15 protein-coding genes are annotated in these 22,296 nt (G+C 69.5%); 12 read left to right on the forward strand and 3 right to left on the reverse strand.

Annotated features, from left to right (window positions below; translation table 11 throughout):
- The first annotated feature begins 293 nt into the window (after positions 1-293).
- From lepA to ACS5PM_RS16825, 10 genes are read left to right on the forward strand one after another with little or no spacing between them, the layout of a single operon-like run.
- On the forward strand, positions 294-2,102 hold the full coding sequence (gene lepA, locus ACS5PM_RS16780; protein WP_439388803.1) for a translation elongation factor 4: 1,809 nt from the start codon (positions 294-296) through the stop codon (positions 2,100-2,102).
- Between the two features lie 28 nt (positions 2,103-2,130).
- Entirely contained in the window at positions 2,131-3,096 is a 966-nt protein-coding gene (lepB, locus tag ACS5PM_RS16785; protein ID WP_439388804.1) for a signal peptidase I, read from the forward strand.
- 32 nt (positions 3,097-3,128) lie between these two features.
- Positions 3,129-3,521, forward strand: coding sequence for a DUF4845 domain-containing protein (locus tag ACS5PM_RS16790; protein ID WP_439388805.1), 393 nt, complete (start codon positions 3,129-3,131; stop codon positions 3,519-3,521).
- 40 nt (positions 3,522-3,561) lie between these two features.
- Complete coding sequence (rnc, locus tag ACS5PM_RS16795; RefSeq protein ID WP_439388806.1) at positions 3,562-4,254, forward strand: ribonuclease III; 693 nt, start codon at positions 3,562-3,564, stop codon at positions 4,252-4,254.
- A 26-nt stretch (positions 4,255-4,280) separates the two neighbouring features.
- Positions 4,281-5,240, forward strand: a complete 960-nt coding sequence (era, locus tag ACS5PM_RS16800; RefSeq protein ID WP_439389016.1) for a GTPase Era — start codon at positions 4,281-4,283, stop codon at positions 5,238-5,240.
- Between the two features lie 4 nt (positions 5,241-5,244).
- A complete protein-coding gene (gene recO / locus ACS5PM_RS16805; protein WP_439388807.1) occupies positions 5,245-6,042 on the forward strand; it encodes a DNA repair protein RecO in 798 nt (265 codons plus the stop codon).
- The gene (locus ACS5PM_RS16810) at positions 6,039-6,833 is read left to right on the forward strand and encodes a pyridoxine 5'-phosphate synthase (protein ID WP_439388808.1); all 795 of its coding nucleotides are present in this window, start codon (positions 6,039-6,041) and stop codon (positions 6,831-6,833) included. Before recO ends, ACS5PM_RS16810 begins: the two co-directional genes overlap by 4 nt.
- Complete coding sequence (gene acpS, locus ACS5PM_RS16815) at positions 6,830-7,225, forward strand: holo-ACP synthase (protein WP_439388809.1); 396 nt, start codon at positions 6,830-6,832, stop codon at positions 7,223-7,225. Before ACS5PM_RS16810 ends, acpS begins: the two co-directional genes overlap by 4 nt.
- Positions 7,218-8,282 (forward strand): beta-N-acetylhexosaminidase, encoded by a 1,065-nt coding sequence (nagZ, locus tag ACS5PM_RS16820; protein ID WP_439388810.1) that lies wholly within the window; start codon positions 7,218-7,220, stop codon positions 8,280-8,282. The genes acpS and nagZ overlap by 8 nt, the downstream gene beginning before the upstream one ends.
- A 47-nt stretch (positions 8,283-8,329) precedes the next feature.
- Positions 8,330-9,256: a carbohydrate kinase family protein gene (locus tag ACS5PM_RS16825; protein WP_439388811.1), complete on the forward strand. Its 927-nt coding sequence runs from the start codon at positions 8,330-8,332 to the stop codon at positions 9,254-9,256.
- A gap of 48 nt (positions 9,257-9,304) precedes the next feature.
- On the opposite strand, the gene ACS5PM_RS16830 is transcribed toward ACS5PM_RS16825, so the two are convergent.
- A complete protein-coding gene (locus ACS5PM_RS16830) occupies positions 9,305-10,417 on the reverse strand; it encodes an ABC transporter substrate-binding protein (RefSeq protein WP_439388812.1) in 1,113 nt (370 codons plus the stop codon).
- A 153-nt stretch (positions 10,418-10,570) separates the two neighbouring features.
- On the opposite strand from ACS5PM_RS16830, the gene uvrA reads away from it, so the two are divergent.
- Positions 10,571-16,207 carry an excinuclease ABC subunit UvrA gene (gene uvrA, locus ACS5PM_RS16835; RefSeq protein WP_439388813.1) on the forward strand — a complete coding sequence of 1,879 codons (5,637 nt, stop codon included), beginning with the start codon at positions 10,571-10,573 and terminating at the stop codon, positions 16,205-16,207.
- 2 nt (positions 16,208-16,209) lie between these two features.
- On the opposite strand, the gene ACS5PM_RS16840 is transcribed toward uvrA, so the two are convergent.
- The gene (locus ACS5PM_RS16840; RefSeq protein WP_439388814.1) at positions 16,210-18,915 is read right to left on the reverse strand and encodes a DUF3857 domain-containing protein; all 2,706 of its coding nucleotides are present in this window, start codon (positions 18,913-18,915) and stop codon (positions 16,210-16,212) included.
- A 165-nt stretch (positions 18,916-19,080) separates the two neighbouring features.
- On the opposite strand from ACS5PM_RS16840, the gene ACS5PM_RS16845 reads away from it, so the two are divergent.
- Positions 19,081-21,087, forward strand: coding sequence for a PEP/pyruvate-binding domain-containing protein (locus ACS5PM_RS16845; protein ID WP_439388815.1), 2,007 nt, complete (start codon positions 19,081-19,083; stop codon positions 21,085-21,087).
- 9 nt (positions 21,088-21,096) lie between these two features.
- On the opposite strand, the gene ACS5PM_RS16850 is transcribed toward ACS5PM_RS16845, so the two are convergent.
- Complete coding sequence (locus tag ACS5PM_RS16850) at positions 21,097-22,218, reverse strand: lactonase family protein (RefSeq protein ID WP_439388816.1); 1,122 nt, start codon at positions 22,216-22,218, stop codon at positions 21,097-21,099.
- Positions 22,219-22,296 lie beyond the last annotated feature (78 nt).

The raw sequence follows: 22,296 nt of genomic DNA on the forward strand, positions 1-22,296 counted from the left end.
AGGTATGCACACCGGCCTGTGGATAACTTGTGGACGGATTTTGCTGTTGGCACCCCGCAACGGGCGCGAACCCAGGAAATACGCGGCTTGCAGCGGGGTCCTTTTGGCTACAATGAAGGCCCAACAAGCAGTTGCCATACGTTTTGTTGGAAGGCGCGTCTCCAATTTGGACGTGCCTTTTTTTTGTTTCTGGCCCACCCCTTGTCGGGCCTTCACATCGCTTCGCGATATGAGCCTCCAACGCGACGGCCGTGCTGTCGCGGGTCTGGCCTGAAGCGTCGCAAGCAGTCTCCATGGACCACATCCGCAACTTCTCCATCATTGCCCACATCGACCACGGCAAGAGCACGCTGGCCGATCGGATCATCCAGCGCTGTGGAGGCCTGAGCGATCGAGAGATGGAGGCGCAGGTGCTGGACTCGATGGACATCGAGCGCGAGCGCGGCATCACGATCAAGGCGCAGACGGCGGCGCTGCAATACACGGCGAAGAACGGTCGTACCTACAACCTCAACCTCATCGACACGCCGGGGCACGTCGACTTCTCGTACGAGGTCAGCCGCTCGCTCTCGGCTTGCGAGGGCGCGCTGCTGGTGGTGGACGCGAGTCAGGGGGTCGAGGCGCAGACGGTCGCCAACTGCTACACCGCCATCGAGCTCGGGGTGGACGTCGTGCCTGTCCTGAACAAGATGGACCTGCCGCAGGCGGATCCCGACAACGCGAAGGCCGAGATCGAGGATGTGATCGGCATCGACGCGACGCATGCCATCCCGTGCTCGGCGAAGACCGGCATGGGCATAGACGACATCCTCGAGGCGGTGATCGAACGCATGCCGGCACCGCGAGGCAACCCGGACGGCCCGCCGCGGGCGATGATCATCGACAGCTGGTTCGACAACTACGTCGGCGTCGTGATGCTGGTGCGGGTGGTGGACGGCGAGCTGCGCAAGGCCGATCGAATCCGCATGATGGCCACCAACACGGTGTATCCCATCGAGCACCTGGGCGTGTTCACGCCCAAGAGCGAGAACCGCGAGCTGCTGCGGGCCGGCGAGGTCGGGTTCATCATCGCCGGCATCAAGGAGCTGCAGGCCGCCAAGGTGGGGGACACCTTGACGCTGGAAAAGAAGCTGCCGAACAACGCCGGCCCGGCGACCGAGGCCCTGCCCGGCTTCAAGGAAATCCAGCCCCAGGTCTTCGCCGGCCTGTACCCCACCGAGGCCAGCGAGTACGACCAGCTGCGCGACGCGCTGGAGAAGCTGAAGCTGAACGACAGCTCTCTGCGCTACGAACCCGAGGTCAGCCAGGCGCTGGGCTTCGGCTTCCGCTGCGGTTTTCTCGGCCTGCTGCACATGGAGATCGTGCAGGAGCGGCTGGAGCGCGAGTTCGACCAGGACCTCGTCACCACCGCCCCCAGCGTGGTCTACGAGGTCGAGCTCAACGACGGCACGGTGCTGGAGGTCGAGAATCCGAGCAAGATGCCGGACCTCGGCCGCATCCGCGAGATCCGCGAGCCCATCGTCACGGTGCACCTGTACATGCCGCAGGACTACGTCGGCGTCGTGATGACCCTGGCCAACCAGAAGCGCGGCGTGCAGCTGAACATGGCCTACCACGGCAAGCAGGTCATGCTGACCTACGAGCTGCCGCTCGCCGAGATCGTGCTGGACTTCTTCGACAAGCTGAAGTCGGCCTCGCGCGGCTACGCCTCCATGGACTACGAGTTCAAGGAGTACCGCGCCTCGGACGTGGTCAAGGTCGACATCCTGATCAATGGCGAGCGGGTCGACCCGCTGGCGATGATCGTGCACCGTGTGCAGAGCCAGTACCGCGGCCGCGCCGTGGCCGCCAAGATGCGCGAGCAGATACCGCGTCAGATGTACGACGTGGCGATCCAGGCGGCCATCGGCGCCAACATCATCGCCCGCGAGAACATCAAGGCGCTGCGCAAGAACGTGCTGGCAAAATGCTACGGCGGTGACATCACCCGCAAACGCAAGCTGCTCGAGAAGCAGAAGGCCGGCAAGAAGCGCATGAAGCAGATCGGCACCGTCGAGGTGCCGCAGGAAGCGTTCCTCGCCATCCTGCAGGTCGACGACTGAAGAAGATCAACTCCCGCACAGACAACCCATGCAATACCTCACCGCCGTCCTGTACGGCGCCTTGATCGTCTACCTCGGCGGCTGGTACATGGACAAGTGGGTGGGCAACTTCTCGTTGCTGCTGTTCATCCTGTCGGTGTTCACCTTCTTCTACTGGCTCGCCGAACGCCTGTACTTCCGCCCCCAGCGCGAGGCCGCGGTGCGCCATCTGGAGCAGCAGGACACCGCGCGCCGCGCGCAGCTGGCGTCGCAGGGCATCACGCAGGTCGACGGCAACGTCGACGATGCGCGCACGCGGCTGCTGATGCAGCCCTGGTGGCTCGACTGGACCGCCGGCCTGTTCCCGGTGATCATCGTCGTCTTCCTGCTGCGCTCGTTCCTGTTCGAGCCCTTCAAGATCCCCTCCGGCTCGATGATCCCGACGCTGGAGGTGGGCGACCTGATCCTGGTGAACAAATTCCACTACGGCATCCGGCTGCCGGTGCTGAACACCAAGCTCATCCCCAACAAGGATCCGCAGCGCGGCGACGTGATGGTCTTCCACTACCCGGTCGACCCGCGCATCGACTACATCAAGCGCGTCGTCGGCCTGCCCGGCGACACGGTCAGCTACGGCAACCACCAGCTGCGCATCAACGGCCAACTGGTCGTGACCACTCCGCAGGGCGACGGCTACGACGACGACCGGATGCGCTACATGGACCAGTTCACCGAGAAGCTCGGCGAGGTGGAACACCGCATCCAGCACGAGAAGGGACCTGGTCAGTCGTTCAGGCCGATCACGGTGTTCCCCTATCGCGAAGCCTGCAGCTACAGCGCCGAGGGTGTGACCTGCAAAGTGCCGGCGGGCCACTACTTCGTCATGGGCGACAACCGTGACAATTCTCAGGACTCTCGCTACTGGGGCTTCGTGCCTGATGAGAATCTGGTGGGCCGGGCCTTCTTGATCTGGATGAATTTCGGTAACCTCGGCCGGATCGGCTCGTTCCACTGAGCCGCTGTCCGCGTCAAGGAGTTCCTCGCCTCATGAGCCGTGCGTTGTCCAACGTGTCTTCCTCTCGCCAGCGCCAACGCGGCCTGAGCCTGATGGGCCTTCTGTTCTGGGCCATCGTCGTTTCCTTCGGCGCGCTGCTGCTGATCCGCGTGTATCCCTCGGTACAGGAGTTCCTCACGACCCGCCAGGCGGTCGACCGCGTGGCCCGCAGCGACCCGCGCCCGAGTTCGGTTCCCGAGATCCGCCGCGCCTTCGACAAGCAGCGCCAGATCGAATACACGAACTCCATGATCAGCGGCAACGATCTCGAGATCGAGGCCGTGGGGGATGGCTTCCGCGTCAGCTTCGCCTATGACAAGGAAGTGGAAATCGTGGACCCGGTGTTCCTGCTGATCAAGTACCGGCACACTGTCAGCACCAAATGACAGTTTCGCGGCCGCGCCGGCGCGGCCGCACCGCGAATCCATGGATCCCCGCCACGAAGCGCTTCAACAGCGACTGGACCACCGCTTCCGCCGGCCCGACCTGCTGCTGCGCGCCCTGACCCACCGCAGCTTCGGCGCCGAGCACAACGAGCGGCTCGAATTCCTGGGCGATGCGGTGTTGAACCTCGCTGTCTCCAGCCTGTTGTTCGACCGCTTCGGCGGCTCCGATGAGGGCGACCTCACCCGCGTGCGCGCACACCTGGTGCGCGAGGACAGCCTGCACCGCCTCGCCCTGGCCATGCGCCTGCCCGAGGTGCTTCGCCTGTCGGAAGGCGAGGCCCGGGGCGGCGGCGCGCAGCGTGCCTCCATCCTGGCCGACGCGATGGAGGCGGTGATAGGCGCGGTCTACCTGGACGGGGGCGCCGAGGCCGCCCACGCATTGGTCGCTCGCCTGTTCGGCGAGGTCATCGCCGGCGCCGGCGTGGACAGCTGGCGCAAGGACGCCAAGACCGAGTTGCAGGAGTGGCTGCAGGCCCGCAAGCACGCCGTGCCGGTCTACCGGATCGTCGCCACCCGCGGCCAGGCCCACGCCCAGACCTTCGAGGTCGAAGCCAGCGTGCCGGCCCTGGAGCGCAGCGCCCGTGGCGAGGGCAAGTCCCGCCGCGCCGCCGAGCAGGAGGCCGCGCAGGCCCTGCTCGACCAGCTCCAGCGCGCCGAGGGCGATCGCGCCTGAACGCAAAGGCGCCGGTCGTGGCGCCACTGCGGGACAATCGCCGCGTGGAACACACCGCCCCTGCCTCTACCGAACCGGCCTCCGCCGGCCCCCAGCGCTGCGGCCTGATCGCCATCGTGGGCCGGCCCAACGTCGGCAAGTCGACCTTGATGAACGCCCTGGTCGGCCAGAAGATCAGCATCACCTCGAACAAGGCCCAGACGACGCGCCATCGCGTCACCGGCGTGCGTACCGTCGGCGAGGCGCAGTTCATCTTCGTCGACACCCCCGGCTTCCAGACCCGCCACGCGGCCGCGCTGAACCGCTCGCTCAACCGGGCAGTGGTCGGCACGCTGTCCGATGTCGACCTGGTGCTGTTCCTCGTCGAGGCCGGCCGCTTCGGCATGGACGATGCCAAGGTGCTGTCGCTGCTGCAGGGCGAGGCGCTGAAGCACAAGCCGGTCGTGCTGGTGGCCAACAAGCTCGACAACGTGCAGCGCCGGTCCGACCTGCTGCCCTGGCTGAAGACCATGCAGGAGCGCCACCACTTCGCCGAGTACGTGCCGATGTCGGCCCACAAGGCGGCCGACGTCGATCGCCTGTTCGGCATCCTCGCGCCCTACCTGCCCGAGCAGCCCTGGTACTACGAGCCGGACATGCTCACCGACCGCAGCGAGAAGTTCCTCGCCAGCGAGATCATCCGGGAGAAGCTCTTCCGCCTCACCGGCGACGAGCTGCCCTACACCTCCACCGTCGTGATCGACAAGTGGGAGGAAGAAGAGGGGGGGCTGAGGCGCCGCATCAGCGCTTCCATCGTCGTCGAGCGCGACGCCCACAAGGGCATGATCATCGGCAACCAGGGCGAGCGCCTGAAGCGCATCGGCAGCGAGGCCCGGCAGGAGATGGAGCGCCTGATGGAGGCCAAGGTCTTCCTGGAGCTTTGGGTGAAGGTGCGCTCCGGCTGGGCCGACAGCGAGGAGCACCTGCGAAGCTACGGCTACGAATAAGGCCGTGGCCCGCAGCAACCCGGCCAGCGCAGCCTATGTGCTGCACCGCTACGACTGGAGCGAGACCAGCCTGATCCTGGACCTGTTCACCCGCGACCAGGGCCGCATCGCAGTGGTCGCCAAGGGGGCCAAACGGCCCTACTCCCAGCTGCGTGCCGCGCTGCTGCCTTTCCAGCGGATCAACGCCTCGGTCAGCCGGCCGTCACGCGACGAGCATGCCGAGATAGTGACCCTGCGAGGCGCCGAATGGGCCGGTGGCGCGCCGATGCTGACCGGGGCGGCGCTGTTCTCCGGCTTCTACCTCAACGAGCTGCTCATCAAGCTCGTCGCCCGCGGAGATCCGCATCCGCTGCTGTTCGATGCCTACGCCGCCACGCTGCCCGCCTTGGCCGCCGGTCAGGACCTGCTGACCCAGGCCGCGCTGCGCGCCTTCGAGCTGGTCCTGCTGCGCGAGATCGGCCTGCTGCCCCAACTCGACCGCTATACCAGCACGCTGCAAGCGGTGGGTGATTCCGATGCCTGCCTTCTCAGGCCCGAGCTCGGCGTGATCGAAGCCGCCCCTTCGGAAGCTGCCTTCAGCGGCGCTCAGCTGCAGCGCTTGCAAACGGCGCTGGATCAGAGCGCCATGGGAGCCTTGCAAGCCGCCTGCACTGAAGCCTTGGTACCACTCAAGGCGGCCCTGCGCGCCTTGCTTCACTATCATCTGGGCACGCCCCGGCTGCGCACCCGTGACGTGATGATCGACGCGCAGCGGCTAGTCGACTCGCTCCATCCGCCGGACGCCGGCGCCGACACGCCATGAACCCACTCGTCGCCACCGAAGCCGGCCAGCATGCCGGCGCAGGCCGCACCGCCCTGTCGGTCAACCTGAACAAGGTGGCCCTGCTGCGCAACACGCGCCACCTCGGGCTGCCCAGCGTCACGCGAGCGGCCACGATGGTGCTCGAAGCCGGCGCCGACGGCATCACCGTGCACCCGCGGCCGGACGAGCGGCACATCCGGGCCCATGACGTACACGACCTGGCCGCGCTCCTGAAGGCCTGGCCCGAGGCCGAGTACAACATCGAGGGCAACCCGCTGCACAACCTGATGGAGTTCGTCCGCTCCGTGCGGCCGCATCAGGTCACCTTCGTGCCCGACACCGTGGGCCAGTTCACCTCCGACCACGGCTGGGACCTGGCAAAGGAGGCCGAGACCATCCGCCCGCTCATCGCCGAATGCCAGGCGCTCGGCGTGCGCGTGAGCCTGTTCATGGATCCAGACCCGGCTGCCATGCCGCTGGCCCGCGCCGTCGGCGCGGAGCGCGTCGAGCTTTACACCGAGAGCTATGCGGCGGCCTTCGGCACTGCGCGAGAGGCCGAAGTCCGCGGGCGCTTCGCCGAGGCGGCCCGTGCGGCCCTGGCGGCCGGCCTGGGCGTGAATGCCGGCCACGACCTGAACCGCGACAACCTGCCTGCCTTCCTGCGCGAGGTGCCCGGCGTGAGCGAGGTGTCGATAGGCCACGCGCTGATCGCCGACGCGCTGGAGCTGGGCTATGCGGACACCATCCGTGGTTACCGTCGCGCCATCGAGATGGGGCAGCACCCGGCATGATCTTCGGCACCGGCACCGACGTGTGCGACCTGCGCCGCATCGCCGCCACGCTGGCGCGCCGGGGAGACAAGTTCCCCGAGCGTGTGCTCGGTCCTGGCGAGATGAAGGTGTTCCAGTACCGGCGGGCCAAGGTCGAGGCCCGCGGCCTGGCCTACCTCGGCACCCGCTTCTCCTGCAAGGAGGCCTTCTCCAAGGCCATCGGCCTGGGCCTGCACATGCCCATGAGCTGGCGTGCCTGCGAGATCCTCAACCACGCCAGCGGCCAGCCCTACATCCGCCTGCACGGCGAGCTGGCCGACTGGTTTGCCGCGCGCCGGCTGCGCGCCCACGTGACCCTGAGCGACGAGAGCGACTACGCGGTCAGCTTCGTCGTCGTGGAACAAGATGACTGACCACGCTCCTGTTGTTCTGGACACCGCCGGCCCGTCGCTCGATGCGAACGACCGCCGCCGCATCGCCCACCCTTTGACCGGCGGCCTGATCCTCTTCGCGCGCCACTTCGAAAGCCGCGCCCAGCTCACCGCCTACGTGGCCGAGGCCAAGTCGATCCGGCCCGACCTGCTCGTCTGCGTGGACCACGAAGGCGGCCGCGTGCAGCGTTTCAGGACGGATGGCTTCACGCATCTGCCGGCCATGCGCGCCTTCGGCGAGCTGTGGATGCGCGATGCGATGCGCGCCACCGATGCCGCATCGGCCGCCGGCTACGTGCTTGCCACCGAGCTTCGTGCCTGCGGCGTCGATTTCAGCTTCACGCCGGTTCTGGACCTGGACCACGGCCGCAGCGAGGTGATAGGCGATCGCGCCTTCCATCGCGACGCGCGCGTCGTCTCGCTGCTGGCCAAGAGCCTGATGCATGGCCTGCTGCAGGCCGGCATGGCGAACTGCGGCAAGCACTTCCCCGCGCACGGCCACGCCCGGGCCGACAGCCACGTGGCGGCGCCGGTGGACACGCGCTCGCGCCGCGCCCTCCTGGCCGACGACGTGCGGCCCTACGACTGGCTGGGCGGCACGCTGTCCAGCGTGATGCCGGCCCACATCACCTACCCGAAGGTCGATTCGCGGCCGGCAGGCTTCTCGCGCGTCTGGCTGCAGGACATCCTGCGCGGAGAGATCGGCTTCAACGGTGCGGTCTTCAGCGACGACCTCAGCATGGAAGGCGCCCGCGTCATCGACGGCCGCACGGCCAGCGCGAGCGAGGCGGCAGTCGAGGCTCTCAATGCCGGGTGCGACCTGGTGCTGCTGTGCAACCAGAGCAAGGTCGATGGCGGCGCGCCGGTCGACGCCCTGCTCGAAGGCCTGGCCGAGGCGCAGGCCGCTGGCCGCTGGCAGCCGGAGCCGGCCAGCGAGGCCCGGCGCATCGCGCTGCTGCCTCGCACCGATCCGTGGCCGTGGGACGAGCTGATGCACGACCCGGCCTATCAGCGCGCGCTGGAGCGCCTGGCGTTCTGAGCCCCGGGGCCGGCCTGCGCCCAGCCTCAGGCAGTGAAAGGTGATCGATGTTCGTGGTATGCGGCGAGGCCTTGTTCGACGTGTTTTCAGCCGGCGAAACGCCCACCGGCCTGGCGCTGGATGCGCGCATCGGCGGCTCGCCTTTCAACGTGGCCCTGGGCCTCGCGCGGCTGGGGCAGCCGGTGTCCTTCCTGGGCGGTGTCTCGCGCGGTTTTCTCGGCGAGCGGCTGATGAAGGCCCTGGCGAGCGAAGGCATAGCCACTGGCACCGTGCAACGCCTCGAGGCGCCCACGACGCTCAGTCTCGTCGGGGTCGATGCGCAGGGCGTGCCCTCGTACAGCTTCTACGGTGAAGGGGCTGCCGACCGTGTGCTGCCACCAGCGGCGCTCGATGCGGTGCCCGCAGGCACGCGCGCCATCCACGTCGGCTCGTACGCGATGGTCGTCGAGCCGGTGGCGGGCGTGCAGCGCTCGCTCATCGAGCGCTGGCAAGGCAGCGCGCTCATCGCCTACGACCCGAATGTGCGGCTGAACGTCGAGCCCTCGCTCGCGCGCTGGAGAGCGGCAATCGAGTGGATGGCATCGCGTACCGACGTGCTGAAGATCAGCGACGAGGACCTGGGCTTGCTCTACCCCGGCGTGCCGCCGGCAGAGCTCGCGGCGCAATGGCGAGGGCAGGGCGCCGGCGCGGTGGTCGTCACACGGGGCGGCGACGGGGCAATGGCCTTCCTCGCCGCGGGCACGCTGGAGGTCGCGCCGGTACCGGTCACGGTGGTCGATACCGTCGGTGCCGGCGACACCTTCCAGGCCGCGATGCTGGTCGCGCTGGCCGAGCGCGGCGCGCTCGATCCGGCGGCGGTGCGAGCCTTGCCCACCACCGCGTGGAGCGACGTGCTGCGCTTCGCGGCCCGAGCCGCGGCCATCACCTGCGGCCGGCGCGGCGCCGACCTGCCACGGCGCGCCGAACTGGGTTGATTCAGCCGTCGCACGTCGCGTCGAGCAGGTAGCCCACCCCGCGGGGGCCTATCGTTTGAACTTCCCGTCTTCGCCGATGATGGAGAGATCGGCGTAGTCCAGCCCGCTGTGGTCCGTCGAGCTGTAGCTCACCTCGAGCCCGCCGATGTCGACGCGCTTGAAGGCCTCGAGGGCGGTCTTGAGCTTCTCGCGGCTGATGTTGGGCGCGGCGCGCTTCAGGCCCTCGACCAGCACCTTGGCGGCGGCGTAGCCCTCCAGCATCGCGGGCGTGACTTCGCTCATCCCACGCTCGTGCGCCAGCTCCATGGCCTCCTTCACGATCGGGGTCGACAGCGAGCGCTCGTACGGGAACACCTGGCTCACCACCGTGCCGCGGGCGTAGTCGCCCAGCGATTTGACGAAGCCGGCCGAGGCGTTGTTCGACAAGGTCACCACCTGGGCCCGCGAGCCACCCTGGCGCAGCAGCTTCACGCCGTCGGCCACCATGTTGCCGGAGCCGATGAACACCACGGCCTGCGCGTCCGACTTGACGATCTTCGGGATGAGGGGCGCCATGTCGGGCTTGTTTCGATCGAATTTCTCGTGTGCCACCGGCTGCTTGCCGACCGCGGTGAAGCCGGCCAGCGCGCCTGTGGCCGCATCAGCACCGAAGGAATCGTCGACCTGGATCAGCGCGATGCGCTCCATGCCGATCAGGCTCAGGTGGCGCACGGCGCGCTCGGCTTCGCGCTGGTAGGTGGCCCGCACGTTGAACACCCACGGGTTGACCGGCTGGTGCAGCGCCATCGCGCCGGTCGAAGGGGCGACCAGGGGCACATGGTTCTGTGCGAGCAGCGGCACGACGGCTTGCGTGTGCGGCGTGCCACGGGTGAGGAACAGGGCGACCACGCCCTGGTCGATCAGCTTGTGGGCGTTCTCGGCCGCCAGCGGCGGCTCGAACTTGTCGTCCAGGGAGATGAGTTCGATCTGCTGGTTCGCCACGCCGCCGGCCTTGTTGACGGCGTCGAGGTAGAGCTTGGCGCCCTCCGTGGTCTCCTTGACGCCGGCGGCGGCTGCGCCGCTGAAGCCGGCCGTCTGGCCGATGCGGATCTGGGCCGAGGCGGCCCCGCAGGCGAGCGCGCACGAAGCGACGGCTACCCAATGACACCAGGTGGACTTCATGCCGTCTCCTACGGTTGGCAGGCCGCGATTTTGAAGAGAGCCGCCCCGATGCGGGCGAAGGTGTCGCGCCGTTCTTCACGCTTTCCCCTGCGGGGGCGAAAGGGCATGGCGCCATGCCAACATAGAGGGTTCCACCCTGCCCGTGACCCTTCCATGTCCTCCGGAACCATCCACATCCGCGGCGCGCGCCAGCACAACCTGAAGAACCTGGACCTGGACATCCGCACGGGGGAGATGACGGTGGTCACCGGCCCCTCCGGCTCGGGCAAGTCCAGCCTGGTGTTCGACACGCTCTACGCCGAGGGCCAGCGCCGCTACGTGGAGACGTTCTCGGCCTACGCGCGCCAGTTCCTCGACCGCATGGACCGCCCTGCGGTGGACAAGGTCGACGGTGTGCCGCCCGCCATCGCCATCGACCAGACGAACCCGGTGCGCACCAGCCGGTCGACGGTGGGCACGATGACCGAGCTCAACGACCACCTGAAGCTGCTCTTCGCACGGGCGGCCGAACTCTTCGACAAGCAGACCGGCTTGCGCGTGCGGCACGACACGCCGGAGACGATCTACGCGGACCTGCAGGAGCGTGCGGCTACGGCCGGCGATCCGCGGTTGGTGGTCACCTTCCCGGTCGAGCTGCCCGCCAACACCTCGGCAGAAGAGGTGGAGCAGTGGCTTGCCGCGAGCGGCTTCACCCGCGTGCAGGCCGAGCGCACGGTCGGCGAGCGCAAGCTGCTCGACGTGGTGGCCGACCGCTTCCGCCTCTCGAACACCGAGCGGGTTCGCGCCATGGAGGCCATCGAGCTCGGCTTGAAGCGCGGCAGCGGGCGCCTTTCGGTCTACGCCCTGAAGGACGAAGGCGAACCCGACCACTGGCGCTACTCCACCGGCCTGCATTGCCCCGAGAGCGACCTGCGCTACGGCGACCCGCAGCCCGCGCTGTTCTCGTTCAACTCGGCCTACGGCGCCTGCGACACCTGCCGCGGCTTCGGCCGCGTGATCGGTGTCGACTTCGGCCTGGTCATTCCCGACGAACGCAAGACGCTGCGCAGCGGGGCGATCAAGCCGCTGCAGACGCCGGCCTGGAAGGAGTGCCAGGACGACCTGATGAAGTACGCCGGCGATGCCGGCATCCCGCGCGACACCGCCTGGAGCCAGCTCACGCCCGCGCAGCGCGAGTGGGTCGTCGAGGGCTCCCCGCACTGGAACGGCAACTGGAACAAGCAGTGGTACGGCGTGCGCCGCTTCTTCGAGTACCTCGAGAGCAAGGCCTACAAGATGCACATCCGCGTGCTCTTGTCCAAGTACCGCAGCTACACGCCGTGCGGGGTGTGCGGCGGCGCCCGGCTGAAGCTGGAGTCGCTGCTGTGGCGCCTGGGCGGCAAGAAGGAGGCCGACGGCGTGCTCGCGCCGTCCAGGCGCTTCATGCCGGTCGGCGTCTCGTGGAGCCGTGAGCAACTCGAGGCATTGCCGGGCCTGCACCTGCAGGACCTGATGCTGCTGCCCATCACGCGGCTGCGCACCTTCTTCGATCAACTGACACTTCCTGACGCGCTGAGAGACGAGGCGCTGAAGCTTTTGCTCGACGAGGTGCGCACCCGCATCAGGTACCTCTGCGACGTCGGCCTCGGCTACCTCACGCTGGACCGCCAGAGCCGAACACTCAGTGGCGGCGAGGTGCAGCGCATCAACCTCACCACGGCGCTCGGCACTTCGCTGGTCAACACCATGTTCGTGCTGGACGAGCCCTCGATAGGCCTGCACCCGCGCGACATGAACCGCATCGTCGAGGCCATGCACCGCCTGCGCGACGCGGGCAACACGCTGGTGGTGGTCGAGCACGATCCGGCGGTGATGCTGGCCGCCGATCGCCTCATCGACATGGGCCCCGGCCCGGGCGAGCGGGGCGGCCAGATCGTCTTCGACGGCACGCCCGCCGAGGCCCGCTCGGCCGACACGCTGACCGGCGCCTACCTCGGCGCACGCAAGACGGTGGGCATGGGCTTCAAGCGCTTCGTCGACGAAGGCACGCCACGCCTGCTGCTCGAAGGGGCGCGAGAGCACAACCTGAAGGACATCTCGGTCGAGTTCCCGCTGCAGCGCCTGGTGGTGGTCACCGGCGTGTCGGGCTCGGGCAAGTCGACGCTGGTGCAGGACGTGCTGGTGCCGGCGCTGTCGCGCCACTTCGGCCAGGCCACCGAGGCCCCGGGCGAGTTCGACCGACTGCTCGGCATGGATCACCTGGCCGGTGCGGTCTTCGTCGACCAGAGCCCGATCGGCAAGACCGCGCGCTCCAACCCGGCCAGCTACGTCGGCGCCTTCGACGAGATCCGCAAGCTCTTCGCCGTCGCGCCGCTGGCCCAGGAGCGCAGCTACACGGCGGGCATGTTCAGCTTCAACGCCGGCGACGGCCGCTGCCCCACCTGTGGCGGCTCGGGCTTCGAGCACGTCGAGATGCAGTTCCTGTCGGACGTCTACCTGCGCTGCCCCGACTGCGATGGCCGCCGCTACCGCGCCGAGATGCTGGACGTGAAGATCGTCCGTGGCGACCGGCAGCTCAGCATTGCCGACACGCTGGAGCTCACGGTCAGCGAAGCCGTGCAGCTCTTCGCCAACGACCGCGAGGTCGTGCGCACCCTGCAGCCCATCGTCGACGTCGGCCTGGACTACGTGCGACTCGGCCAGCCCGTGCCCACGCTTTCGGGCGGCGAGGCCCAGCGCCTGAAGCTCGCCGGGCACCTGGCCGAGGCCGTTTCCAGCCCGAGGCAGCCGGTGGCGAAGAAGGGTCAGTTCTTCATCTTCGACGAGCCCACCACCGGCCTGCACTTCGATGACATCGCCAAGCTGATGCGCGCGTTGCGCAAGCTGCTGGACGTGGGCCACTCGCTGCTGGTGATAGAGCACAACCTCGACGTGATCCGCTCCGCTGATTGGCTGATCGACCTGGGCCCGGAGGGGGGCGACGCGGGCGGCGAAGTCGTCGCGGTCGGCACGCCCGAGGAGATCCGCGCCCACGCCAGCTCCCACACCGGCAAGGCGCTGCGCGAGTACGACGGAGCGCTCGGTGTGAGCGAAAAGCTCGAAGGCGCCTACCTCGGCCGCAAGGTCCGCGAGCGCCGCGCGGAGGACGACGCCATCCGCATCGTCAACGCCCGCGAGCACAACCTGAAGTCGATGTCGGTCGACATCCCGCGCGGCAAGTTCAGCGTGGTCACCGGCGTGTCGGGCTCGGGCAAGTCCACGCTGGCTTTCGACATCCTGTTCAACGAGGGCCAGCGCCGCTACCTCGAATCGCTCAACGCCTATGCCCGCAGCATCGTGCAGCCGGCCGGGCGGCCGGAGGTGGATGCGGTGTGGGGCATCCCGCCGACGGTGGCCATCGAGCAGCGCCTGTCGCGCGGCGGCCGCAAGAGCACGGTGGCCACCACCACCGAGGTCTGGCACTTCCTGCGCCTGCTGTGGGTCAAGCTGGGCCTGCAGCACTGCGTCAAGGACGGCGCGCCGGTGATGCCGCAAAGCGCCGAGAGCATCGCGGCGCAGCTGCTGCGAGACCACGCCGGGCAGCACGTGGGCCTGCTCGCGCCGCTGGTCGTCAACCGCAAGGGCGTCTACACCGACCTGGCCAAGTGGGCCAAGGCCCGGGGGCACAGCCACCTGCGGGTCGACGGCGAGTTCCTGCCGGTGGACCCGTGGCCGCGCCTGGACCGCTTCAAGGAGCACACGCTGGAGCTGCCGGTCGGCGACCTGTTCATCCGACCCGACAACGAAGCCGAGCTGCGCACGCTGCTGGCCCAGGCGCTGGACCTCGGCAAGGGCGTGCTGCACCTGCTGCATCCGCTGGACGGCCTGGCGGGCACCATGGCGGCCGGCGGCAGCACCGCACGCATCGGGCAGGTGACGGTGTTCTCCACCAAGCGTGCCTGCCCGGTCTGCGGCACGAGCTATCCGGAGCTGGACCCGCGCATGTTCAGCTACAACAGCAAGCACGGCTGGTGCACCGGCTGCGTGGGCACCGGGCTCACGCTCACGCGAGAGCAGCGCCAGGCCTTCGACGACAGCAAGCGCGACGACGACAACAAGGGCCGCGAGCAGAGCTTCCCCAGCGAGGAGCCCGAGGTTGAAGGCGTGGCCGGCGAGCCCTGCCAGGATTGCGGCGGCGCGCGGCTGAACCCCATCTCGCGGGCCGTGACCTTCGCGCACAAGGGCATCCACGAGGTCGCGCAGTGGTCGGTGAAGGACACGCGCGGCTGGGTCGAGTCGCTCCAGCTCGTCGGCCGCGAGGCCGGGATCGCGCGCGACGTGATCACCGAGATCCGCAACCGCCTCGAGTTCCTCGAAGAGGTCGGCCTCGGCTACCTCACGCTGGACCGCGCGGCGCCGACGCTCTCCGGCGGCGAGGCGCAGCGCATCCGCCTGGCGGCGCAACTGGGCAGCAACCTGCAAGGCGTCTGCTACGTGCTGGACGAGCCGACCATCGGCCTGCACCCGCGCGACAACGGCATCCTGCTGGACGCGCTGCACAAGCTGGGCGGCAAAGGCAACACGCTGGTCGTCGTCGAGCACGACGAGGACACCATCCGCCGCGCCGACCACATCATCGACATCGGCCCCGGCGCGGGCAAGCGCGGCGGTCGGCTGATTGCGCAAGGCACGGCGCAGGACCTGGCGGCGCATCCCGATTCCCTCACCGGCCGCTTCCTGGCCCATCCGCTGAAGCATCCGCTGCACGAGCGCCGCGCCATCAGCGCGACGACGCCGAGACTGGAGCTGCGCGGCGCCCACCTGCACAACCTGCAGGGCGTGGACGTCGACATCCCGCTGCAGCGCCTGGTCGCGGTGACGGGAGTCTCCGGCTCCGGCAAGTCCACGCTGGCGCGCGACGTGCTGCTGGAGAACGTCGCACAGCTGGTCGCGGGCAAGGGCCGTGGCACGCCGCGCAACGTCGTCCTCGCCGGCTGCACGGCGCTCGATGGCTGGGGCACGGTGGACCGCGTGCTCGAGGTCGACCAGACCCCCATCGGCAAGACCCCGCGCTCCTGCCCGGCCACCTACATCGGCTTCTGGGACCAGATCCGCAAGCTGTTCACCGAGACGCTGGAGGCCAAGGCCCGCGGCTACACGGCGGCGCGCTTCTCGTTCAACACCGGCCAGGGTCGCTGCCCGGCCTGCGAGGGGCAGGGCGTGCGAACGATAGAGATGAGCTTCCTGCCCGACGTGAAGGTGCCCTGCGACGTGTGCCACGGCCAGCGCTTCAATGCCGAGACGCTGGCGGTGAGCTGGCGCGGCAAGAGCATAGGCGACGTGCTGGCGATGGAGGTCGACGAAGCGGTCGAGTTCTTCGCCAGCATGCCGGGCATCGCGCACCCGCTGCAGCTGCTGAAGGACGTCGGCCTGGGCTACCTCACGCTCGGCCAGCCCTCACCGACGCTGTCGGGCGGCGAGGCGCAGCGCATCAAGCTGGTCACCGAGCTGAGCAAGGTGCGCGACGACGTGACGCGCCGCGGCCAGAAGCCGCCGCACACGCTGTACGTGCTGGACGAGCCGACGGTGGGCCTGCACATGGCGGACGTCGAGAAGCTGATCCACGTGCTGCACCGGCTCGTCGCCGGCGGCCACAGCGTGGTGGTGATCGAGCACGACCTCGACGTGATCGCCGAGGCCGACTGGATCGTCGATCTCGGGCCCGACGGCGGTGCGGCCGGCGGGCGCGTGGTGTGCGGCGGCACGCCGGAGCAGGTGGTGAAGGCCGGCACGCACACCGGCGAGGCGCTCAGGCCGGTGCTGGCCCGCTGAGATCAGGTCGCGCCGGCGAGCGGCGGTGACGCGGGTTCTTCCTGCGCGGGCCCTGTTGCAGGGGCCCGTGCATGGCGGCGCACGAAGGTCCGCCGCACCCGCTCGGATCGAGCGAAGTAGGCGCACCAGAGCAGGCTGTGGACCACCAGCGCTGCATAGGCGCCCCACTCGCGCGGCGTGGTGTCGGCGCCGCCGGCGAGCGGGCTCAGGATGTTGTCGGCCAGGATCACGACGGCCGTGCCGATGAGGAAGCACATGAACGCCCGCGGCAGGCTGGCGCGCTTGCGGAAGAACAGAAGCGTGGTCATGCCCGAGGCCACCAGCAGGCCGATGTTGAACACCACCTCGAACAGGATGAGGGCGGCGAGCAGGGGGCGGTAGGCGTCGCTGGCGGGGTCGGTGAGGCCGGCCCAGGCTTCCACCGAGCATCCAGGCAACAGCGCTCGCACGTCGTTGGCCATGCGGACGAAGCCGAGGGGCAGGCTCAGGGCCGGCAGCAACAGCCAGCCTCCTATGCCCCTGGGCCCGGGGGCGAAGAGGTCTTCGGCCGGCGCCACCCTTGCCGGCGGATCCCACCTGTACAGGCGGCGCGCCAGCGCGACCCAAGCGACCAGCGCCAGCGTGCCCAGCACGGCGGGCAGCCAATGGGGGCCGCTGCCCATGCTGCCGGGCGGAGCCTTGGAGGACGCGGCGCGGGGCGCGCTCTTGCCGTGTTCGTCCATCTGGTAGACCACGTAGCCGCTGACCTTGCGCGCCTCCTCCAGCTTGGCGGCATAGGCGGCCAGGCGCTGCGGCTCGACCCGGTCGGCCAGCGACTGGTAGTGGTCGGTCAGCGTCAGGGTGGAGGCCTTGGCGTCCCACTGTTCCCGCCTTTCGTAGCGGAAGGCGGCGTCCTCGATGCGCGTGGTCTGGGGCTCTATCGTCCAGCCCTCGGGCAGCTTGACCTCGGTGACCTGCACCAGGTCGACCGGATGGGTTCGGGCCAGGGGCGAGCTGCGCACCAGCTTGCTGGGCTGGCGCAGGAACTCGCTGATGTCGGGCACGTCGATGTTGCCCTCGTGCCGCTGGTTCGAATCGGAGTGCTGCCAGAACTCCTTGAGCAGGTAGCGCTCCTTGACCGAGACCTCGTTGGCCTGGGCGTCGTCGAAAACGGTGAACGGCGCGGTGACCTCCATCGCGCCGAAGCTGGAGGTGTAGAAATTCAGGTACTGCTTCTGCAGGTCATCGCGGCTGCGGTCGTCCAGCGACGCACGCATCGAATCCGCCGAGGCGCCACGCGTGGTGGTCGTCACGACGTAGCTCGCGGGCTGGCCGACACCGGCTCGCGCGTCCAGGGTGGCGTGGATCTCCCGCTGCACGGCACGGGCCTGCGGGCCGGCCATGGGCACGAGGCCGGTGCTGTCCGCGGCCACGACCAGGGCGAGGCCGTAGTCGGCCTGGACCACGCGGGCGATGTCGCCCTTCTGCGGCGCGCGCGTCGGATCCAGCCAGTACAGCCTGTCGCCCAGGCGGGCCCGTACCAGCACGTGGTTGAACGAGCCCGGCGAGGGCTGGTCCAGCTCGATGGCCTCGCGCGACGGGGTGCTCACGAGCGCCGGATCGGCCGCGATGCCCAGCCCGCGCAGCAGCGCGACGGTCAGCAGTGTCTTGTCCTTGCAATCGCCGTAGCGGCGTTCGAGCACCGTCTCCGGCGGATTCGGCGCGTGGGAGCCCGGCCCGACCTCGATGCCCAGGTAGCGGACCTGGCTCTGCACGTAGTTCAACGCGGCCAGCAGGCGAGCCTCGGGCGCGGCCTCGGCCGAGGCCAGCTGGGAGATCGCCGCCTGCACCTTGGGGCCCGGGCGGGCCGGCAGCTGGTACAGCGGCAAGGCCCAGGCGCTCACGGCGCGCCAGTCGCCGAACTCGCTCCACTGGACCGATGGGTACGGGTCGTAGCCGGGCGGCGCATCGGATTCGCTGGGTCGCGCCGGCACGTCATGCTCGTCCCAGGTGTACAGCGTGTGCTCACCCGAGGCCGTGGCCCGCGGCTCGGGCGCCTCGTTCTGGCGCTTCCAGTGGACCGGCCGCGACGTGGGCCACCAGAGCCTGGCGTGGATGCGCGCCACCGGAACGCTGTACTGCAGCTCGAAGCCGCCGAACTGACGGTTGCCGAACACCGGGTTGCTGCCGCGCACGCTGTAGGCGTACTCGACCACGTCGCCCACGCGCACGTCGTCCAGGAAGACGTGGGCGGTGCGCGAGCCGTCGAAGATGAGGGATTCGAGACCGGCCTCGCGCTGCAGCACCTTGACTTGCGCCGTGGGCAGCTTGGCGATGACCTGGGCCCCACGCCGCAGGTTGATCGAGTGCAACGTGAGCTTCTGGTACGACGGGTCGAAGCGGATCTCGATGTTGGCCACCGATTCCAGCCCGCGCTCGTTCAGCGCCCTGGACGCGAGGTGCCGGAAGCGCGTCTTGTCCTGCGCGTCGACCCGCAACTGCTCGTCGAGCAGCAGGTACTGCACGCCCTCGGAGACCTGCCCCGCCGGCGCCTTCGCCGTTACCTCGGGCCACACGGGCGCGACCCAGGCCGGCGCGGGCCCGACGGCGTGCATCGGGGCTTCGGCGGCCGCGCCCTGGGCCAGCGTGGCCAGCCCGGCCGCGAGCAGCACGCTGCGCCACCCACGGCGAACCAGCCCGACGGCCAGCGCACGCATTCTCTTTTCCATCACATCCCTCCCTCATGGACCGGCCTTTCGTCGAAGGCCGTCCGGTGGGCGATTGTCCCGCCCCAGGCGCACGTGCCAAGTCCACCAAACGTGCATTTGGAGCGCCGTCGCACCCAGGCCCGATGCCAACATGCGCATTCCTGCACAACGACATGAGGGACCCGCTTGCGACACGCGCGAATCACCTGGGCTGCCGCCCTCCTGCTCGCCCTGGTCGTCTCGGCCGGCGCTCACGCCCAGCTGGCCGGGAAGCCGTCCGCCTACATCGCCCAGCGGCGCGGGCAGGCCATGGCACCGGCGCCGCAAGGCGGGCCCGCCGATCTCGAGCGCGTGCCCGACCGGGCCGCGTTCGACAGCCTCGCGCGCATCCACGCCCCCGGCACGCTCCAGGCGGTCCCGCACGTGCTGTTCGTGGTCGACCGTTCGTCGCCCGGTCGGGTGTACTTCCTCAACACACGGCGCTACCCCCTGCACGAGGACTTCCTGCGGGCCCGGTTCCTGGTCGCCGGGCTGGACCACAAGACCCTCGCCGGCTTCTACCGCCGGCCCGACCGGCGCTTCGTGCTCGGCACGCTCGGCTACCGCACCGAGCTGGGCCGCTGGCTCATCGAGTTCTGGGAAGGCGACCTGCTGACGCCCGAGCTGCTGGCGCTGAGCCTGAAGCAGGTCGGCGAGCGCTTCTTCGCGCCGGTCGGGTTCAAGGCCAACGCGGCGCAGCAGGAGGCCGCGGCGAAGCAGGCCGGCATCGAGGCGGTGACCGAAGCGCAGATCCTCGGCGAGCGTGCCTTCATGGCGCTGAACCCCGGCGTGGCGACCGGCCGCCTGCGGCTGGTGGACGACATCGAGGCGGAGAACCTGGGCGAGGACATCGCGCCGACGGACATCGTCGTGCTGCGCGAGGTGCCGCTGACGCTGGCGCCGGTGGCCGGCGTGATCGTCGCGCAGCCCTCGACCGTGCTGTCGCATGTCAACCTGCTGGTCAAGGGCTGGGACGTGCCGAATGCCTACCTCAAGGGCGCCTTCGAAACGCTCCAGCCGCTGGACGGCCAGTGGGTGACCTTGAAGGTGGCCGATGAAGGGCACGGGATCACGCCGGCGGCGCCCGCCGAAATCGCCTCGGCGCTGGCCCGGGCCAGGAAGCCGAACGCCGCGGTGGCCGCGGTCCGGCCGCCCAACCTCACCCAGCGCGCGCTGCTGCCGCTGGGTCAGCTGAACGCGACGCGTGCCGATGCCTGCGGCGGCAAGGCCGCACGGCTGGGCCAGGTCGAGGCCGCGCGGCGTGCCGGCCGGCTGGGGGGCGTGGCACCGGTGCCCGATGGCTTCTGCATCCCGTTTGCCGCCCACCGCGAGTTCATGCAGCGCGAGGACGTGGCGCGCCGCATTGCGGCCGCCTTTGCCACCGAAGGCTTCGAGCGCAGCCGGGCCGTGCGGCGCCAGGCCCTGGAGGCGCTGCGGCGCGACCTGGTCGAGCTGCCGCTGGACGATGCCTTGAGCGCGCCGTGGCGTTCCGCCTGGAGTGCGCAACTGGGCGCGGCCGGCGTGTTCGTGCGCAGCTCGTCCAACTCCGAAGACCTGCCGAACTTCAGCGGCGCCGGCCTGTACACCACGGTGCCCAACGTCACCCGCGAGGCCGACCTGGCGCGAGCGGTGAAGACGGTGTGGGCGTCGGTCTTCAATGCCGAGGCGGTGGAAGCCCGCCGCCAGGCCGGCATCGCCGACGCCCAGGTCGCGATGGCGGTGTTCGTGCAACGGGCGGTGGATTCGGTGTCGGCCGGCGTGATGGTGACGCGCGACCCGTTCGACGCCACCCACCAGGGCGTGGTCTACGTGTCGGCCAAGCGCGGGATCGGCATCAAGGTGGTCGAAGGTCGGCGCGTGGCCGAGCAGTCCATGTTCGAGTCACGCAGCGGCGCGGTGCGGCGGCTCTCGCGCTCGCAGGAGAGCGCCGAGCTCAAGCTCGACGCGGCCGGCGGCGTGAGCGAAAGGCCGCTCGAAGCCGCGGTTGCGCGCGAGGTGCTCAGCGAGGCGCAGGTGCGAAGCCTGGCCCGCGTGGGCCGGCAGCTCGCCCAACTCCTGGGCGGCGCGCCGCAGGACATCGAATGGGCCATCGACCCGCAGGGCCGCATCGTGGTCCTGCAGGCGCGCCCCTTCGTCGAGCGCAAGGTGCTCTGACTACACGCGTCAATTCGCGGCGATGCCTACCGCCGTCGTGGGCAGCCCCGTCGTCACCGGCCGTTCCGCCAGGCTGCCGTCGGCCTTGATCGCGAAGCTCGACAGCGTGTAGGTACGGCCGTTGCGCACGTACAGGTTGCGCCCGTCGGCCGAGGTGGCGACGTCGGCCGGCGAGGAGCCTTCGCCCGTCATGCCTGCCGCCGCTTCGGCCAGCGTGATGCCGCCGTCGGGCGCGATGCGGTAGCGGCTCACGCTGCTGCTGCCCGCGTTGGTCACGTAGGCCCAGCGGCCGTTCGGCGTGATGGCGACCCAGCAGGCGGCGCTCTGCGTGTCAGGCACCGCGGCGCTGACGACCACCGGCATCTCGGGCGCATGGTTGTCGAAGCGGTAGGACGACACGGTGCTGGCGCCGACCCCGCCGCCTTGGGCCTCGCTCACCACCAGCCGGTTCCGGCTGTTGAAGGCGAAGCCGAAGGGCGTCAGGCCGGGCGAGGCGGTGATGACCGGCGTGGCGCGCAGGCTGCCGTCGAGGTTCACCCGGTAGCTGGTGAGCTTGGCCGTGGCCTTCTCGGTCACGACGATCGCATCGCCATCGGTGGTGAAGCCCACCTGTGCCGGGCCGACGCCTCCGGCCGCCGAAAGGCCGCGCACGCTGCCCGCCACCGGGCTCAGCATGCCGTGCCGGTTGCGAAAGCCCGCGACGTTGTCTTCGCCGCCGTCGTTCAGCACATAGACCAGGCCGCCGTGTTCCGAGACGCTGATGGGATGCAGGCCGCCGGAGTCGACGGTCGAGACGAGTCGCGGCTCGTCGCCATCGAGCGCGAAGGTCGAGACGGTGTTGCTCTGCGCGTTGACGACGAAGACATGGCGGCCGTCCCGGCTCAGCGTCACCGCACCCTGCGAGCCCAGGCCGGCGCCGCTGCCGAGCCCGGCGGTGGGGACGTGGGCCGTCATCATCAGCCCGCCCTCGGGGCTGCGGGCATAGACCAGCAGCTCGTTGCCGGCGGCATCGTTGCTGCTGGTGAAGACCATGCCCGAGCGCAGGCCGGCGTGGGCCAGCGAGGGCAGGGCGGCGGCGGACACGGCGAGCGCGAGGGCGGCGAGGATGGGGCGGCGGCGGATCGGGGTCATTCGAATCTCCTGGGGTGGGTGGCGTCGGGCGTTTCATGGCCCGCGCCAGTGGTCGGTCGCCGCCTCTCGCGGCTTACC

Origin of the sequence: Ideonella flava (assembly GCF_051857595.1) — a bacterium.
In the GTDB taxonomy this organism is placed as follows: domain Bacteria; phylum Pseudomonadota; class Gammaproteobacteria; order Burkholderiales; family Burkholderiaceae_C; genus Ideonella.

Coding starts and splice junctions, on each gene's coding strand:
- lepA (WP_439388803.1), top strand. CDS start 294: ATGGACCACATCCGCAACTTCTCCATCATTGCCCACATCGACCACGGC.
- lepB (WP_439388804.1), top strand. CDS start 2,131: ATGCAATACCTCACCGCCGTCCTGTACGGCGCCTTGATCGTCTACCTC.
- ACS5PM_RS16790 (WP_439388805.1), top strand. CDS start 3,129: ATGAGCCGTGCGTTGTCCAACGTGTCTTCCTCTCGCCAGCGCCAACGC.
- rnc (WP_439388806.1), top strand. CDS start 3,562: ATGGATCCCCGCCACGAAGCGCTTCAACAGCGACTGGACCACCGCTTC.
- ACS5PM_RS16810 (WP_439388808.1), top strand. CDS start 6,039: ATGAACCCACTCGTCGCCACCGAAGCCGGCCAGCATGCCGGCGCAGGC.
- acpS (WP_439388809.1), top strand. CDS start 6,830: ATGATCTTCGGCACCGGCACCGACGTGTGCGACCTGCGCCGCATCGCC.
- nagZ (WP_439388810.1), top strand. CDS start 7,218: ATGACTGACCACGCTCCTGTTGTTCTGGACACCGCCGGCCCGTCGCTC.
- ACS5PM_RS16825 (WP_439388811.1), top strand. CDS start 8,330: ATGTTCGTGGTATGCGGCGAGGCCTTGTTCGACGTGTTTTCAGCCGGC.
- ACS5PM_RS16830 (WP_439388812.1), bottom strand. CDS start 10,417: ATGAAGTCCACCTGGTGTCATTGGGTAGCCGTCGCTTCGTGCGCGCTC.
- uvrA (WP_439388813.1), top strand. CDS start 10,571: ATGTCCTCCGGAACCATCCACATCCGCGGCGCGCGCCAGCACAACCTG.
- ACS5PM_RS16840 (WP_439388814.1), bottom strand. CDS start 18,915: ATGGAAAAGAGAATGCGTGCGCTGGCCGTCGGGCTGGTTCGCCGTGGG.
- ACS5PM_RS16850 (WP_439388816.1), bottom strand. CDS start 22,218: ATGACCCCGATCCGCCGCCGCCCCATCCTCGCCGCCCTCGCGCTCGCC.